Here is a 16365-nt window from a genome sequence, read left to right on the forward strand (position 1 = left end):
GTGCCCGACCTGGCAGGCGTCCCCGCGTCGAATCGGTAGGCTGCATATCGCCTGCAAAACGAAAGCGCGGGTGACGAATGACGGAGGGGGCAATAGTGGGGTTAGGGGTGGATTTGCGGCAAGCGCCCGCAGATACCGACTTGGGACCGGATCCGGAATTGCACGGGCGGTCGCTCGGCCTTCCGTGGATGATTGGTGTCGTGGTTATTCCGTTGCTGATTGCGGCAATCGGTTACGGCGCGTTCGAGCGACCCCGATCCGCTCATGGGCCGGCCGTTGCGGCGCCGACGAGCAGGCCCGCCGCGTCGAAGCTGGCCCTGGCGCCGCTCTCAATTACCCGAAACGGCAATAGCTTTACCCTCAGCGGGGATTTTCCCGACGACTCCGCCAAAGCCGCGTTGCTGAGGGCGCTTAATGGGGCGCTGCCGCCGGGCGTCAACATCGTCGACCAAATACGCATCAATCCCAATATCGACGCGCTCGACTTCGCAAAGGCCGGGGCATTTTTCAAAGACATCGCCTCGATTCCCGATTTCAGCCTCACGGTGAGCGGGGACACCATCACTTTCGCCGGCACCGCCGCATCTCAGGACCAGAACAACACCGCCCACCTAGAGGCGGTGCGCATCTGGTCCAATCTCAACGTCGTTGACAAGCTCGTGATCAACGGGCAGGCCCCGCCGCCCGCGGCGCCGGCCGCCGCGCAGTGCAACGACCTGCAGGTGGCGATCACCGCTGAGACGGGCGGGCCGATTGCGTTCGCGACCGACGGGTTCAGCCTGACCCCGGCCGATGAGCCGGTACTGACCCAGGTGTCGGAAAAGCTCAAGGCGTGCCCGACCGCGCACGTGGCGCTCAACGGCTACGCCGACAATTCGGGCGTCGAGGCGATCAACATTCCTTTGAGCACCCAACGGGCCCAGAAAGTCGCCGATTTTCTTGTTGCCCGTGGCGTCGCCGCCCCCCAGCTGGTCGTCAAGGGTCTCGGTTCGGCAAACCCCATCGCGCCGAACGACACGGCGGAGGGCCGCGCCAAGAACCGTCGCGTCGAAATCGTTGTCAGTTAAGGAGATCCGGCATGGATTTCGTGATCCAGTGGTTGTGGTACCTCCTCGCTTTCGTGGCGGGCTCGGCCGTTGCCCGGGTGGTCGCCAACATCATGAACAAACGTGTCGACGTTGACGACGTCCCTGCCGCGCCGGCGGGTGGCGGGATAGGCGGAGAGCGATGAGCCACGTGCACTGGTTGCTCCTCGGGCTCTCTTTTGTGATGGGTTTGGTGTTGACGCTCGCGCTCGCGGTCCGCCCCGTCAAACGTCCGCTGCCAGCGGCGGCGCCGGCGGATGCGTTGGCCGCCGCCGCGGACGTCGAGCCTGAGCCGGCCACGACCAGGATTCCGGCCCCGTACGAGTTCTTCGCGATCGACGTCCCGGCCGACGACGACGCGCTGACTACCACACTCCCCGTCGAGAAGGAGTCGCCGACAAGTGTGATTCCCTTCGAGGAAGAACCGCCGACCACAAAGATTCCGGTCGAGGAACAGATTCCGGTCGAGGAACACCCGACGATCGCGATTCCGGTGGAGCAAGAGTCGCCGGCGCCGGAGCTTGCCGTCGCGGACGAGTCACCGGCGACGGCGACTCCCATCGAGCAAGAACAACCCACGACGATGATCCCGGTCGAGGAACACCCGACGATCGCGATTCCGGTGGAGCAAGAGTCGCCGGCGCCGGCACTTGCCGTCGCGGACGAGTCGCCGGCGACGGAGATTCCCGCCGCCGCAGAGTCGCCGGTTATGGACCTCCTCGCAGAGCGAAAGCCAGCGACGACAATCATTCCCGTCGCGGAGGAGCCACCGGCCACGGAGCTTTCCGTCGCGGAAGAGGCGGCGCCCGTGGAGCTTCCCGTCGCGGAGGAGTCGCCGCCCGTGGAGCTTTCCGTCGCGGAGGAGCCACCGCCCGTGGAGCTTTCCGTCGCGGAGGAGTCGCCGCCCGTGGAGCTTTCCGTCGCGGAAGAGGCGGCGCCCGTGGAGCTTCCCGTCGCGGAGGAGCCACCGCCCGTGGAGCTTTCCGTCGCGGAAGAGGCGGCGCCCGTGGAGCTTCCCGTCGCGGAAGAGGCGGCGCCCGTGGAGCTTTCCGTCGCGGAGGAGTCGCCGCCCGTGGAGCTTTCCGTCGCGGAAGAGGCGGCGCCCGTGGAGCTTCCCGTCGCGGAGGAGTCGCCGGCCGTGGAGCTTCCCGTCGCGGAGGAGTCGCCGGCCGTGGAGCTTCCCGTCGCGGACGAGCCTACGACGGCTCCGGAGGCGAAAAAGACTCCCAAGCTTAGGTTTTCGTTCATCAAGCGGTTCCTGGCCAAGAGGGCCGCGGCTGCCAAAGAGCCCAAGGCCGAGCGCCCCGCACCGAAGAAGGCCCCGGCGAAGAAGGCTCGCCCGCCCGCCAAAGGGGCACCGGCGAAGAGAGTTCCGGGCGCGCGCAAGTCGCCGCCGCGGAAGGTGCCACCCGGCAAGAAGATTCCGCCCGGCAAAAGGCCACCGGGCGCCAAGGGGCGCCCGGTGAAAAAGGCGCCGGCCGGCAAGCAGCCGCCGCCGAGGAAGCCGCCGGTCGCCGCGGAGTCGCCCACCTCGTGGACGCCCGTCCTGCCGTATGAGCCCTACGGCCCCGGCTCGGCCCGCGCCACCCCCGACGGCGGCGGGCCCGCGGGTTGGCTGGTGAAGGGCCGTTCGGACACCCGGCTTTACTACACGCCCGATGACGAGACCTACGATCCGACCGTCGCCCAGGTCTGGTTCAAGGACGAAGAGTGCGCGGCGCGGGCCTGTTTCACGCCGTGGCGCAAGAGTTCGAGGAAGTAACGCCGCAACGGCTCGACGTTCGGTGCAGCGTCAGCTCGGCGCGGGGATGCGCAGCAGCAGCCGGGCGCCGCCCAGGGGGCTGTCCTCCAGCGACGCCGTCCCGCCGTGCAGGTGGGCCTGCTGGGCCACCAAGGCCAGCCCCAGGCCCGAGCCCGAATGCGAGGCGGTCGAACCCCGCGAGAACCGCTCGAACACCACCTGGCGCTCGGACTCCGGAACGCCGCTGCCGTTGTCGTCGACGGCGATTTCCACCCCCGCCCGCGAGCTGACCGCCGACAGCTGAACCCGGGTCGCGCCACCGTGTTTGACGGCGTTGGCGATCGCGTTGTCGACGGCCAGCCGCAACCCGGCCGGCAGCCCCACGATGATGCAGGTTGGCGAAGGCACCAGCGACACTTCGAGTTCCGGGTAGACCCGCATCGCGTCGTGTGCGGCGCGGTCGAGCAACTCGGTGATGTCGACCGGCACCTGATCGTCCGACGTCGACAGCTGGCCCTGGGCCAACCGCTCCAGCGCGCTCAGGGTGGCCTCGATCCGCGACTGGGTGCGGATGACGTCGTTGAGCACTTCTTTGCGCTGGTCGTCGGCCAGGTCCAGGGTGGACAGCACCTCGAGATTGGTGCGCATCGCGGTGAGCGGGGTGCGCAGCTCGTGGGAGGACACCGCCGCGAAGTCACGCGCCGATTCGAGCGCCTCCTTGGTCCGGATCTGCTCGTCCCAGATGCGCTGCAGCATGCCCCGCATCGCCTCGGCGATCTCGACGGCCTCGCTGGCGCCGTGCACTTCGACGCGCGGCGCCTCGTCCCCGGCGTCGATCAATCGGGTCTGCTGGGCGAGCTGCTTGAACGGGCGCACCGCGAACACGGCCAGCAGCCACGCGAACACCGCGGCCGCGCCGATGGCGAATCCGCAGATCAGCATCACCCGGCGATGCAGGTTGTTGGTCTCGGCGACGGTGGCGTCATACGTCGCGCCGACGGCGAGCGAACTGGGCCCGGGCCCGGGAATCTCCACCGTCCGGACCCGGTAACGCACGCCGTTGACGTAGGCGTCGCCATAGTCGACGTCCAGCTTGGGCAGCGTGACATCGGAATTCGACTTCACCAGGTTGCCGCGCCGGATCGTCATGATGGCGTCGCGGTCGTTGGGCGAACGCGGGATTTCGTCGAGGCCGCGCGGCAGGAAGGGGATCGCGAAACCGGCCGCCTCGTCGAGCCGGCGGTCGAGCCGCTCCTTGCGGTCGTTGGTGATTCCGACCCAGACCACGGCGCCGACGATGAGCACCGGGATCGCGGCGCCGATGGCCGTCGCGAGCACCACCCGGGTCCGCAGCGAGGGCGTACGGGCAAAGATCCGGGACAGAAGGTTCATGGCCGCGTCATCTGGTCACTGCATGGCTACTGCATTCGCAGCACGAACCCGACCCCGCGGACGGTGTGCAGCAGCCGGGGTCCGCCGTTGGCCTCCAGCTTGCGGCGCAGGTAGCCGATGAACACGTCGACGACGTTGGTGTCGGCGGCGAAGTCATACCCCCACACCAGCTCCAGCAGCTGGGCGCGGGACAGCACCGCGGTCTTGTGCTCGGCCAGCACCGCGAGCAGGTCGAATTCCCGCTTGGTCAGGTCGACGTCGACGCCGTTCACCCGAGCGCGGCGGCCGGGGATATCCACCTCCAGCGGTCCGACCGTGATGGTTTCGGAGGAAGAGGTCGCGGTGGAGCCGCGGCGGCGCAGCAGCGCCTTCACCCGCGCTACCAGCTCGGCCAGCACGAACGGCTTGACCAGGTAATCGTCGGCGCCGGCCTCCAGCCCCGCCACCCGGTCGTCGACGGAGCTGCGCGCGGACAGAACGCAGACCGGCACGTCGTTGTCCATGGCCCGCAGCGCCGTGACGACACTGACGCCGTCCAGGACGGGCATGTTGATGTCGAGCACGATCGCGTCCGGTCGCGTCTCGGTGGCGCTGCGCAGGGCCTCGGCGCCGTCGACCGCCGTCGATACCTCGAACCCGGACAGGCGCAGGCCGCGTTCCAGCGAGGCGAGCACGTCGGAGTCGTCGTCGACGACCAAGACCCGAGGCGAGGTGGCACCAGTGTCCATGCGGCCCATTGTGCCGGATCGCCGCTTTCGGCGGTGGGAGGCGCGACCTGGCGCGAGCAGACGCAAAAGGCCCCTAAAGAGGTCACGATTAGGGACTTTTGCGTTTCGCCCACCGTCGTCAACGGCGCCCCAGGCCGCTCAGCTGCACCGCCAGCTGTCGGCGCACGGCGGGGACCCGCGCGGCCAGGCGCATTCCCGAATTGCGGATCGGGCGCAGCGGGCGCGGCAGGGTGGAGACGCGGGTCAGCCGCCCGGTCAGTTTCAGCACCTGCTCGGCCCGCCCGCGCTGGGCGGCGGCGTAGGCGTCCAGGGCGGCGTCGGACCCCCCGCGCACGACGTCCGTGAGCGCGCCGCTCAATGAGATCGCGTCGGCGATACCGAGGTTCATGCCCTGACCACCGGCGGGGCTGTGCACGTGGGCGGCGTCGCCGGCAAGCAGCAGCCGGCCGGTCCGGTAGCTGTCGGCGACGCGGTGATGGATGTGGAACCGCGTCCCCCACAGCAACTCGGTGACCTTCAATTCGCCGGGCCCGAAGCCCCGGGTGTCCAGCAACTCCTGGACGAATTCCACCGACGGCTCCTTCGGTGCGTTCGCGACCGGTGCGACGATGCGGAAGGTGTCGCCAGGCAGCGGCGCGAGCACGTTCAGGCCGTCCCGGGCATAGAACAGGATCACCTCGGCGCGGGGCGCCTCGCCGGCCAGCCGGACGTCGGCGAGCGCGAACGATTCGGCGAATTCGCCTCCGGTGAAACCGATTCCGGCGTGTTCGCGGACCGTGCTGTGCATGCCGTCGGCCCCGACGACATAGCCGGCCCGGATGGTCTCGCCGTCGTCGAAGGTCGCGGTGACGCCATCGCGGTCCTGGGCGACGCGGCTCAAGGTCTTCGGCCGAATCACCTCGCCGCCGAGTTCGTGCAGGCGCTCCAACAGCAGCCGTTCGGTGTCGGCCTGCGACAGCATCAAGGTGTACGGATGCTTTGCCGGCAGCGCGCTGAAGTCGACGGGCATGAGGATGCGCCGGCCCTGCCGGATCGTGAATCGCGGCGCGATCAGGCCCGCTTTGACCATTCGCCGGGCCACGTCGAGATCCTCCAGCACCTCCAGGGTGCGGGAGTTCACCGCGGCCGCGCGAGTGGTGTTCTGCCCCTCGGCCAGCCGGTCCACCAGGACCGCCCGCACCCCGCGGGCGATCAGCGCAGTGCCGAGCGCGAGGCCAGTGGGCCCGGCGCCGACCACTAGGACGTCGGTGTCGTTCATCGTTGGCTCCTTTCTGTCAAGTCAACGCTTGTTGGCATACCCCCATGCTGGCGCTCCGATGCGTGGATGTCAACAATTGTTGGCCTACAATTGTTGACATGCGGAGATCGTCGGAAGAAACCAAGGCGGCCATCCTGACGGCGGCTCGCGAGCGGTTCGGCGCGTCCGGGTTCCAGGCCGCCACCATCCGGGCCATCGCCGCCGACGCGGGGGTCGATCCCGCGATGGTGATGCGGTACTACGGCAGCAAGGACAAGCTGTTCGCCGCGGCGGCGGACTTTGACCTGAGGTTTCCGAACTTGGCCTCGGCTGACCGGACGCAGATCGGGCGGTCGGTGGTTCGGCACTTCCTCGAACGCTGGGAGGGCGACGAGGCGCTGGTCATCCTGCTGCGCTCCAGCGCCACCAACGGCGAAGCCGCGCAACGGATGCACGAGATCTTCGGGGCCCAGCTGCAGCCGCTGGTCGCCACCCTGGTGCCCGCCGGGGAATCCGGTGTGCGGGCCGGGCTGATCGCCACGCAGATCCTCGGTATGGCGCTGTGCCGCTTCGTGTTACGGCTGCCTCCGGTCGTCGAGATGACGCGCGACGAGATCGTCGAGTGGCTCGGGCCGACGGTCCAGCGTTACCTCGGGCTGCCCGACGACGACGCCGCCGTCGCCGAGACATAAGCCATTGCGACGTTTTCCGGCGTGTCGTGTGCGTGGTTTACGTGTCGCGGAGGCGTCCGGATTCAACGCAGCCCGATGCGGCGGTAACGGCGCAGGCGCGCGTCCAAGCGCTCCGCCGGCGGCGTCTCGCGCAGCGCCCGCACCTCCGCGGCGATGGCGCGCGACAGTCGTTGGCTGAACTCGACCGGCTCGTCGGCGGCGTCGGGATGCTCGGGCACGATGGCGTCGACAATTCCGGAGGCCAGCAGGTCGGCCGACCGAATCCCTTGTGCGCCGGCAAGTTCGGGAGCGTGGGCGGTGTCGCGGAACACGATCGCGCTGGCCCCCTCAGGCGGCAGCGGCGCCAGCCAGCCGTGCAGCGCGGCCAGCACACGGTCGGCGGGCACCATCGCCAGCGCCGGTCCGCCGCTGCCCTGGCCCAGCAGGACCGACACCGTCGGCGTCTCCAGCGTGACGAGCTCGGCCAGGCATTGGGCGATCTGGCCGGCCAACCCGTCCTCCTCGGCCTCGGCCGACAGCGCCGGTCCGGCCGCGTCGATCAGCAGCACCAGCGGCAGGCGCAGCTCGGCGGCCAGCGCCATGCCGCGACGGGCCTCGCGCAGCGCCGCCGGCCCCACCCCGCCCATTTCCGACCCGCCCGGACCACGCTGCTGGCCGAGGACCACGGTGGGCTGGCCGTTGAAGCGGGCCAGCGCCAGCAGCGTGGTCGCCGCCTCCCCGCCGCCCGTCCCGGACAGCAGCACGCAGTCGGTGGCGCCGTGCCGCAGCAGAACGCCGACACCGGGGCGGTCGGGCCGTCGCGACGCCACGACGGAGTCCCACGCCGGCACCTCGGGCGTCGGCTCGGGCGGCTCGGGATCGGGCAGCGGCTCGGGCGGATCGGCAATCACCCGCAGTGCGCGCTCGACCGTGCGGCGCAGCTCCCCGAGCGGGACGACGCCGTCGATCACGCCGTGGCGCTGCAAGTTTTCCGCGGTCTGGATTCCGGCCGGGAAGGGCTCGCCGTAAAGCAGCTCGTACACCCGGGGCCCGAGGAAGCCGATCAGGGCGCCCGGCTCGGCGACGGTGATGTGGCCCAGCGACCCCCACGAGGCGAACACCCCACCGGTGGTCGGGTGGCGCAGGTAGACCAGGTAGGGCAGGTGCGCGCGCTTGTGCAGCGTGACGGCCGCCGCGATCTTCACCATCTGCAAAAACGCGACCGTGCCCTCCTGCATGCGGGTGCCGCCGGAGCTGGGCGAGGCCAGCAGGGGCAGCCGGTCGGCGGTCGCCCGTTCCACGGCGGCGGTGATTCGTTCGGCCGCGGCCACCCCGATCGAGCCGCCGAGGAAGTCGAACTCGCACACGACCACCGCCACGCGGCGCCCGGATATGCGGCCCTCGCCGGTGAGCACCGCTTCGTCCCGGCCGGTGGCGGCGCGCGCGTCGGCCAGCTCGAGCGCGTAGGAATCCGACACGGGAACCGCCAACGGAGCGCTGTCCCAGCTGACAAACGAGCCCTCGTCGAGCACGGCGTCCAGCAGCTGGCCGGTCGTGGTGCGAGTCACCAGACGAGGCTATATAGGGTGGGTTAATGATCGGCGTGACCCAGACCGAAGCCGTTATGACCATCGAGCTGCAGCGCCCCGAGCGTCGCAATGCCCTGAACTCCCAGCTCGTCGACGAGCTGCGGGAGGCCATCCAGAAGGCCGGCGACGACGGATCGACCCGCGCAATCGTGCTGACCGGCCAGGGCACCGTGTTCTGCGCCGGCGCGGATCTGTCCGGGGACGCCTTCGCCGCCGACTATCCCGCCCGGCTCATCGAGCTGCACAAAGTCATGGACGCCGCTCCGATCGTGGTGATCGGGGCCATCAACGGCCCCGCCATCGGCGCCGGTTTGCAGCTGGCCATGCAATGCGATCTGCGGGTCGCCGCGCCGGACGCGTTCTTTCAGTTTCCGACCGCGAAATACGGCCTGGCCCTGGACAACTGGAGCATCCGGCGGCTGTCGTCGCTGGTCGGCCACGGGCGGGCTCGCGCCATGCTGCTGACCGCGGAGAAGCTCACCACCGAGGTGGCGCTGCAGACCGGAATGGTCAACCGCATCGGGACGCTGGCCGACGCCCAGGCCTGGGCCGCCGAGGTCGCGGGCCTGGCGCCGCTGGCGATAGAGCATGCCAAGCGGGTGCTCAACGACGACGGCGCCATCCAGGAAGCCTGGCCGGAGCACAAGGAGCTCTTCGACCGGGCGTGGGCCAGCCAGGACGTGATCGAGGCGCAGGTCGCACGCGTCGAGAAGCGACCACCGAAGTTTCAAGGAGCCTGACAGTCATGCCGCGGGGGGCGCTACGACTGGCCGCCGGCACGGCCTCGCTGGCGGCCGGCGGTTGGCTGCTGCGCGCGCTGCACGGCGCCCCGTCCGCCCTCGGCGCGTCGCCCGCGGCGATCCGGGCGGTGGCGGAGGCGTCGCCCAACTACTCCGACGGCGAGTTCGTCAACCTCGACCCCGCCTCGATCTACCAGATGGACCGCGAGGAGTTGCGGCTGATCGTGTGGGAGCTGCTGGCCGGGCGCGGCGGCAGCCGGCCGAAAGGGCCGATCCCGTTGGCCGCGCCGGAAATCTTCGACGGCGCCGCCAGCCGGCTGGCCGTCAGCTGGTTCGGCCACTCGACGGCGCTGGTGGAGATCGACGGTTACCGGGTGCTCACCGATCCGGTCTGGAGCGACCGATGCTCGCCGTCGGACATCGTCGGCCCGCAGCGGCTGCATCCGCCGCCCGTGCAACTGGAGGGGCTGCCCGCCGTCGATGCGGTGGTGATCAGCCACGACCACTACGACCACCTCGACATCGACACGGTCATCGCCTTGGCGCACACGCAGCGGGCCCCGTTTTTCGTGCCGCTCGGGGTCGGCGCCCACCTGCGCGCGTGGGGAATCCCCGAGCACCGCATCGTCGAGCTCGACTGGCATCAGGGCGCGAAGCTGGACCAGCTCACCGTGATTTGCATGCCGGCGCGGCACTTTTCGGGTCGCTTCCTGGATCGCAACACCACGCTGTGGGCGTCGTGGGCGTTTCTTGGCCCGAGCCATCGCGCGTATTTCGGCGGCGACACCGGCTACACCAAGAGCTTCGCGCAGATCGGGGCCGACCATGGCCCGTTCGACCTGACCCTGCTGCCCGTCGGGGCGTACAACACGGCATGGCCGGACATCCACATGAACCCCGAGGAGGCGGTACGGGCGCACCTGGACGTTACCGACTCGGGCTCGGGGCTGCTGATCCCCATCCATTGGGGCACCTTCCGGCTGGCCCCGCACCCGTGGGCCGAGCCGGTCGAGCGGGTGTTGAAGGCGGCTGAGCCCGTAGGTGTACAGGTGGCGGTGCCCGTACCGGGCCAGCGCATCGATCCCGCCGCGCCCCGCAGATTCAACCCGTGGTGGCGGCTCTAACCCACGTTAGAGTTCCGCCATGACGAAACGCGCGGCGACGGCCGCTGTGGCGCTGGCCTTGCTCGCGTTGACGGGCTGCCGGCCCGCGCCACCGGCGTCCTCGCCGCCGCCCGCCCCATCTGGGGCGCCGCCCAACGAGGTGTCGGGCGTCGAGATCCCCGCCGGGCGCATCGACGACGCCGTCGCGAAGGTCGACGGCCTGGTCGGTGATCTGATGAAGAGCACCGGCATCCCCGGCATGGCGGTGGCCATCGTCCACGGCGGAAAGACCGTATATGCCAAGGGATTTGGGACCAGAAATACAAGCAAGGGTGACGCAGAAGACAATAAGGTCGACGCCGACACCGTCTTCCAGTTGGCGTCGGTGTCCAAATCGGTCGGCGCGACGGTGGTGGCACACGAAGTCAGCGCCAACGTCGTCGCCTGGGACACGCCCGTGGTGTCCAAGCTGCCGTGGTTCGCGCTGGGCGATCCCTATGTCACCGGCCACGCGACGATCGCCGACCTGTATTCGCACCGTTCCGGGTTGCCCGACCACGCCGGTGACAAACTGGAGGATCTGGGCTACGACCGCCGGCAGGTGCTCGAGCGCCTGAAGTATCTGCCGCTCGCGCCGTTTCGAAACAGCTACGCCTACACCAACTTCGGCGTGACCGCCGCCGCCGACGCGGTGGCGGCCGCGGCGGGCAGGCCGTGGGAGGCCCTCTCCGACGAGGTGCTGTACCGCCCACTGGGCATGGCGGCCACGAGTTCGCGCTTCGCCGATTTCCTCGCCAGGCCAAACCGCGCCGCCAACCACGTCAAGGTCGGCGACAAGTGGGAGCCGCGCTTTCAACGCGATCCGGATCCCCAGTCGGCCGCGGGCGGGGTGAGCTCGTCGGTCAACGACATGGCGCGCTGGCTGATCATGTTGCTGGGCAACGGGACTTATCAAGGTCAGCGCATCGTGTCACCCGAGGCGCTGCTGCCGGCGACCACCGCGCAGGTCGTATCGGTTCCCGCAACCACACCCAAGGCGCGCTCCGGCTTCTACGGGTACGGTTTCAACGTGTCGGTGGCCTCGTCGGGCCGCACGGAATACAGCCATTCCGGCGCTTTCTCGTTGGGGGAGGCGACGAACTTCGTGGTGATGCCGTCCGAGGACCTGGGCATCATCGCGCTCACCAACGCCGCACCCATCGGCGTACCGGAGACGCTGACCGCCGAGTTCATGGATCTGGTGCAGTACGGTCAGATTCGCGAGAACTGGGCTGACCTGTACAGGCAGGCGATCGGCTGGATGAACAACCCCGAAGGCTCACTGTTAGGCAAGCAGCCCCCGGCCAACCCCGCGCCGCCCAGACCGCTCGGCGACTACGCCGGCGTCTACGTCAGCGACTATTGGGGCCCGGCCGTCGTGACAGCACGCGACGGCGCCTTGCAGCTGTCGCTGGGGCCGAAGAACCGGACGTTCACGTTGGCGCACTGGGACGGTGACACGTTCACCTTCCCGGTGACCGACGAAAACGCCCCGCCTGGAACCATTTCCAAGGCCACCTTTTCCGGTTCGCCGGCGCCCACCCTGAACCTGGAGTACTTCGACTCCGACAAGCTGGGAACGTTCACCCGATGATCGCGGGCCTGACCGATGCCGAGGTGGCACAGCGGGTGGCCGCGGGCAAGAGCAACGCCGTCCCGGAACGCGCCACCCGCAGCGTGGCGGCGATCGTTCGGGCCAACGTCTTCACCCGGATCAATGCGATCCTGGGCGTGCTGCTCGCGATCGTGCTGGTGACGGGCTCGGTCATCAACGGGCTGTTCGGCCTGCTCATCGTCGCCAACAGCGTCATCGGCATGGTCCAGGAGATCCGCGCCAAGCAGACGCTGGACAAGCTCGCGATCGTCGGGCAGGCGAAACCGTTGGTGCGCAGGCAATCCGGCACCCGAACGCTGCTGCCGGGCGAGGTCGTGCTCGACGACATCATCGAGCTCGGCCCCGGGGATCAGGTCGTCGTCGACGGCGAGATCGTCGAGGGGGAGAACCTCGAGGTGGACGAGTCGCTGCTGACCGGCGAAGCCGACCCGATCACCAAGGAACCGACCGACGGGGTGATGTCGGGCAGCTTCGTCGTCACCGGCATCGGCGCCTACCGCGCCACCAAGGTCGGCCCGGAGGCCTACGCCGCCAAGCTCGCCGAAGAGGCCCGGAAGTTCAGCTTGGTGAAATCCGAACTGCGCAACGGGATCAACCGCATCCTGCAGTTCGTCACCTACCTGCTGGTGCCGGCCGGTCTGCTGACCATCTACACGCAGTTCTTCACCACGCACGCCGGGTGGCGGCAGTCCGTGCTGCGGACGGTCGGCGCGCTGGTGCCCATGGTGCCCGAGGGGTTGGTCCTGCTGACGTCGGTGGCGTTCGCGGTCGGGGTCATCCGGCTGGGGCAACGCCAATGCCTGGTGCAGGAATTGCCCGCCATCGAGGGCCTGGCGCGGGTCGACGTGGTGTGCGCCGACAAGACCGGCACCCTCACCGAAAGCGGCATGCGGGTGGCCGAGGTCATCGAGGTCGGCGCCGCGCAGTCCGAAGCGGTCGCCGACGCGCTGGCCGCGCTGGCCGCGCAAGACGCCCGCCCCAACGCGAGCATGCGGGCCATCGCCGCGACGTATGACCGGCCGCCCGGGTGGACGCCCACCGCCACCGCCCCGTTCAAGTCGGCCACCAAGTGGAGCGGCGTGTCCTTTCGCGATCGCGGCGACTGGGTGATCGGCGCGCCGGACGTGCTGCTGGATCCGGCGTCGGCCGAAGCGCAACGGGCGGAGGGGATCGGGGCGCGAGGGCTGCGGGTGCTGCTGCTGGGTCGCTCCGAGTCGGGGGTGGATGATCCGGCGGCGCCGGGCCGGGTCACGCCGGTCGCGCTGGTGGTGCTCGAGCAGAAGGTGCGACCCGACGCTCGCGAGACGCTGGACTATTTTGCCGCCCAAGATGTTTCGGTCAAGGTGATCTCCGGCGACAACGCGGTGTCGGTGGGCGCCGTCGCGGGCAAGCTCGGGCTGCGTGGCGACGCGATGGACGCGCGCCGACTGCCCACCGAACCGGCGGAACTGGCCGACGCGCTGGACGATCACACCACTTTCGGCCGGGTGCGGCCCGACCAGAAGCGCGCCATCGTGCGCGCCCTGCAATCGCACGGCCACACCGTCGCGATGACCGGCGACGGCGTCAACGACGTGCTGGCCCTCAAGGACGCCGATATCGGCGTCGCCATGGGCGCCGGCAGCCCGGCCTCGCGCGCGGTGGCCCAGATCGTCTTGCTGGACAACAGGTTTGCCACGCTGCCCTACGTGGTCGGCGAGGGCCGGCGGGTGATCGGCAACATCGAGCGGGTCGCCACCCTGTTCCTGACCAAGACGGTGTACTCGGTGCTGCTGGCGCTGTTGGTGGGCATCGAATGCCTGCTCGCCAAGCCCCTCCACGCCGACCCCCTGCTGTACCCGTTCCAGCCGATCCACGTCACCATCGCGGCGTGGTTCACCATCGGGATCCCGTCGTTCATCCTGTCGCTGGCGCCCAACAACGAACGCGCCTATCCCGGCTTCGTGCGCCGCGTGCTGACCTCCGCCCTGCCGTCGGGGCTGGTGGTCGGCGTCGCGACCTTCGCGTCCTATCTGGTGGCCTACCACGGCCGGCACGCCACGTTCCGGGAGCAGGACCAGGCCTCGACCGCGGCGCTGATCACGTTGCTGGTCAGCGCGCTCTGGGTGCTCGCGGTGGCGGCACGCCCCTACCAGTGGTGGCGGGTGGCGCTGGTCGTGTTCTCCGGCCTGGCGTACGTGGTGATCTTCAGCATCCCGCTGGCCCAGCAGAAGTTTTTGCTCGACCCGTCCAATCTGCTTCTGACTTCGAGCGCCCTGGGGATCGGGGCGCTGGGCGCCGCCGCGATCGAGGCGACGTGGTGGATCCGGGCCAGGATGCTGGGGGTGCAGCCGCGGCTGTGGCGCGAGCCGGTGACGGCCGCCAAGTAAAATCCCGGGCGAATCCTCGGGAAGGGACACGCAGATGGGATTCCTGGACAAGGCCAAGGACCTGTTGGCGCAAAACGCCGACAAGGTCGAGACCGCGATAGACAAGGCCGGCGAATTCGTCGACGGCAGGACGCAGGGAAAGTACTCGGACACCATCCACAAGGTGGCCGAAGAGGCCAAGAAAGCGGCCGATTCCGCCGTCCAGAACGACCCGCAGAACTGAGCGCATGGCGAAACTATCCGGATCCATCGACGTACCGCTGCCTCCCGAGGTGGCCTGGAAGCACGCCTCCGACCTGTCGCGGTACAAGGACTGGCTGACCATCCATCGGGTGTGGCGCAGCACGCTGCCCGACGACATCGACAAGGGGACGGTCGTCGAGTCGATCGTCGAGGTCAAGGGCATGTACAACCGGATCAAGTGGACGGTCGTGCGCTACAAGCCGCCGGAAGGCATGACGCTCAACGGGGATGGCGTCGGCGGGGTCAAGGTCAAGCTGCTGGCCAAGGTTCAACCCGCGGACGAGGGCTCCGTCGTCAGCTTCGACGTGCACCTCGGTGGCCCGGCGCTGTTCGGGCCGATCGGCATGATCGTCGCCGCCGCGTTGCGCAGCGACATCAACCAGTCGCTGCGGAACTTCGTCCGGGTGTTCACCGCCCCCGATCCGCACACGAACGGGGACGGCGGCGTCCGTCGCTGATCGCTCCGGCCGATGAGTTTTAGGGTCCGCGCCAGTCGATACGTGTGAACCCCGATGACGGGGCCAGGACACACGACAGATAAGGAGGGTCATCGTGCCCATCCGTGACGGCGCGCCGCTCGGCGCGCCCTGCTGGATCGACCTGACGACGTCGGACCTCGACCGCGCCCAGGACTTCTACGGCACGGTCTTCGGCTGGACGTTCGAGTCTGCCGGGCCCGAGTACGGCGGATACGTCAACGCCGCCCGCGACGGCCGGGGCGTCGCCGGCCTGATGGCCAACCGGCCCGAGTTCGGGTCGCCGGACCAGTGGGCCACCTACTTTCACACCGCCGACGTCGACGCGACGGTGTCGGCGATAACAGCGGCGGGGGGCGCGCTGTGCATGGGGCCGATGGAAATTCCGGCCAAGGGCCACATGGCTGTGGCGACCGACCCGTCGGGAGCGTTCTTCGGGCTGTGGCAGCCGTTGGAGCACCTCGGGTTCGAGGTGATCGGGGAGGCCGGCTCCCCGGTGTGGCACCAGCTGACCACGCGTGACTTCCGCGCCGCGGTCGACTTCTACCGCGAGGTGTTCGGATGGCGGACCGAGCTGGTTTCCGACACGGACGAATTCCGTTACGCCACTGCCTGGTTCGGCGACCAACAATTGCTCGGCGTGATGGACGGCGCCCGCTGCCTGCCCGAGGGCGTTCCGTCGAACTGGACGATCTTCTTCGGCGCCGAGGACGTCGACAAGACGCTGCGGGTGATCGCCGACAACGGCGGAGCCGTCGTGCAGGGGGCCGAGGACACCCCGTACGGACGCTTGGCCGCGGCGACCGACCCGACCGGGGTCATCTTCAACCTGTCGTCGTTGGAGGGCTAACGGCGGGCGTTGGTCACACCGGTGCGGTGGCGAGTCGGCTAATCTCCCAACCATGACTCGCCGCCTGCGCCCTGGCTGGCTGGTGGCGTTTTTCGCCCTGCTCATCTCGGCCAGCGCCTGGATGCCGTGGCTTACGACGGCGGCGGGCGGCGGCGGCTGGGCCAACGCCATCGGCGGCACGCACGGCAACCTGGAACTGCCGAGGGGCTTTGGTGCGGGACAGCTGATCGTGTTGCTGTCCTCGACGCTGCTTGTGGCCGGGGCGATGGTGGGACGCGGCCTGTCGGTGAAGCTCGCTTCGGTTGCCGCGCTGGTGATTTCACTGCTCATCGTGGCGCTGACGGTGTGGTACTACAAGCTCAACGTCAACCCGCCGGTGTCGGCCGAGTACGGGCTTTACGTCGGCGCCGTCGCTGCTGGCTGCGCCGTGCTGTGCTCGATGACGGCGGTGATCGCGGGGTTGGCCTCCGGGCGGTCGAGCCGGTGA

16 protein-coding genes and 1 pseudogene are annotated in these 16365 nt (G+C 69.2%); 13 read left to right on the top strand and 4 right to left on the bottom strand.

All coding sequences use genetic code 11. The annotated features are described in order from the left end of the window. The first annotated feature begins 95 nt into the window (after positions 1–95). The 4 genes and pseudogenes from arfA (at position 96) to arfC (MTAB308_RS30720) (ending at position 2847) form a co-directional block, all read left to right on the top strand. A complete protein-coding gene (gene arfA / locus MTAB308_RS21905) occupies positions 96–1067 on the top strand; it encodes a channel-forming protein ArfA/OmpATb (protein ID WP_425436297.1) in 972 nt (323 codons plus the stop codon). Between the two features lie 11 nt (positions 1068–1078). Then, on the top strand, positions 1079–1231 hold the full coding sequence (gene arfB / locus MTAB308_RS29365; protein WP_173842215.1) for a channel accessory protein ArfB: 153 nt from the start codon (positions 1079–1081) through the stop codon (positions 1229–1231). Next, positions 1228–1317, top strand: a pseudogene (gene arfC / locus MTAB308_RS30715) (channel accessory protein ArfC); the annotation flags it as partial. The gene arfB and the pseudogene arfC (MTAB308_RS30715), both read left to right, overlap by 4 nt. A 351-nt stretch (positions 1318–1668) precedes the next feature. Then, positions 1669–2847, top strand: a complete 1179-nt coding sequence (arfC, locus tag MTAB308_RS30720) for a channel accessory protein ArfC, sunset domain variant (protein ID WP_483869906.1) — start codon at positions 1669–1671, stop codon at positions 2845–2847. 30 nt (positions 2848–2877) lie between these two features. On the opposite strand, the gene MTAB308_RS21915 is transcribed toward arfC (MTAB308_RS30720), so the two are convergent. The 3 genes from MTAB308_RS21915 to MTAB308_RS21925 form a co-directional block, all read right to left on the bottom strand. Further along, positions 2878–4218, bottom strand: coding sequence for a HAMP domain-containing sensor histidine kinase (locus MTAB308_RS21915; protein WP_077102112.1), 1341 nt, complete (start codon positions 4216–4218; stop codon positions 2878–2880). 26 nt (positions 4219–4244) lie between these two features. Further along, on the bottom strand, positions 4245–4955 hold the full coding sequence (prrA, locus tag MTAB308_RS21920; RefSeq protein WP_096866189.1) for a two-component system response regulator PrrA: 711 nt from the start codon (positions 4953–4955) through the stop codon (positions 4245–4247). Between the two features lie 109 nt (positions 4956–5064). Beyond that, positions 5065–6204: an FAD-dependent monooxygenase gene (locus tag MTAB308_RS21925; RefSeq protein ID WP_077102114.1), complete on the bottom strand. Its 1140-nt coding sequence runs from the start codon at positions 6202–6204 to the stop codon at positions 5065–5067. 98 nt (positions 6205–6302) lie between these two features. Here MTAB308_RS21925 and MTAB308_RS21930 point away from each other — a divergent pair, with 98 nt between their 5' ends. Beyond that, entirely contained in the window at positions 6303–6875 is a 573-nt protein-coding gene (locus MTAB308_RS21930) for a TetR/AcrR family transcriptional regulator (protein ID WP_077102116.1), read from the top strand. Positions 6876–6937: 62 nt separating this feature from the next. On the opposite strand, the gene MTAB308_RS21935 is transcribed toward MTAB308_RS21930, so the two are convergent. Next, positions 6938–8422, bottom strand: a complete 1485-nt coding sequence (locus MTAB308_RS21935) for an acetyl-coenzyme A carboxylase carboxyl transferase subunits beta/alpha (RefSeq protein WP_077102118.1) — start codon at positions 8420–8422, stop codon at positions 6938–6940. Positions 8423–8448: 26 nt separating this feature from the next. Here MTAB308_RS21935 and MTAB308_RS21940 point away from each other — a divergent pair, with 26 nt between their 5' ends. From MTAB308_RS21940 to MTAB308_RS21975, 8 genes are all read left to right on the top strand, one after another. After that, positions 8449–9183 (top strand): enoyl-CoA hydratase, encoded by a 735-nt coding sequence (locus tag MTAB308_RS21940; protein WP_077102120.1) that lies wholly within the window; start codon positions 8449–8451, stop codon positions 9181–9183. 5 nt (positions 9184–9188) lie between these two features. Next, on the top strand, positions 9189–10307 hold the full coding sequence (locus MTAB308_RS21945; protein ID WP_077102122.1) for an MBL fold metallo-hydrolase: 1119 nt from the start codon (positions 9189–9191) through the stop codon (positions 10305–10307). 19 nt (positions 10308–10326) lie between these two features. Next, complete coding sequence (locus MTAB308_RS21950; protein ID WP_077102124.1) at positions 10327–11919, top strand: serine hydrolase; 1593 nt, start codon at positions 10327–10329, stop codon at positions 11917–11919. Further along, entirely contained in the window at positions 11916–14309 is a 2394-nt protein-coding gene (locus MTAB308_RS21955) for a cation-translocating P-type ATPase (protein WP_077102126.1), read from the top strand. The genes MTAB308_RS21950 and MTAB308_RS21955 overlap by 4 nt, the downstream gene beginning before the upstream one ends. Before the next feature lie 34 nt (positions 14310–14343). Then, positions 14344–14532: an antitoxin gene (locus tag MTAB308_RS21960; protein WP_077102128.1), complete on the top strand. Its 189-nt coding sequence runs from the start codon at positions 14344–14346 to the stop codon at positions 14530–14532. A gap of 4 nt (positions 14533–14536) precedes the next feature. Next, complete coding sequence (locus MTAB308_RS21965; protein WP_077102130.1) at positions 14537–15010, top strand: type II toxin-antitoxin system Rv0910 family toxin; 474 nt, start codon at positions 14537–14539, stop codon at positions 15008–15010. A 94-nt stretch (positions 15011–15104) separates the two neighbouring features. After that, positions 15105–15878, top strand: a complete 774-nt coding sequence (locus tag MTAB308_RS21970) for a VOC family protein (protein WP_077102132.1) — start codon at positions 15105–15107, stop codon at positions 15876–15878. A 52-nt stretch (positions 15879–15930) separates the two neighbouring features. Continuing rightward, positions 15931–16365: a hypothetical protein gene (locus MTAB308_RS21975; RefSeq protein WP_077102134.1), complete on the top strand. Its 435-nt coding sequence runs from the start codon at positions 15931–15933 to the stop codon at positions 16363–16365.

The sequence above is a fragment of the Mycobacterium terramassiliense genome (genome assembly GCF_900157385.1).
GTDB lineage: Bacteria > Actinomycetota > Actinomycetes > Mycobacteriales > Mycobacteriaceae > Mycobacterium > Mycobacterium terramassiliense.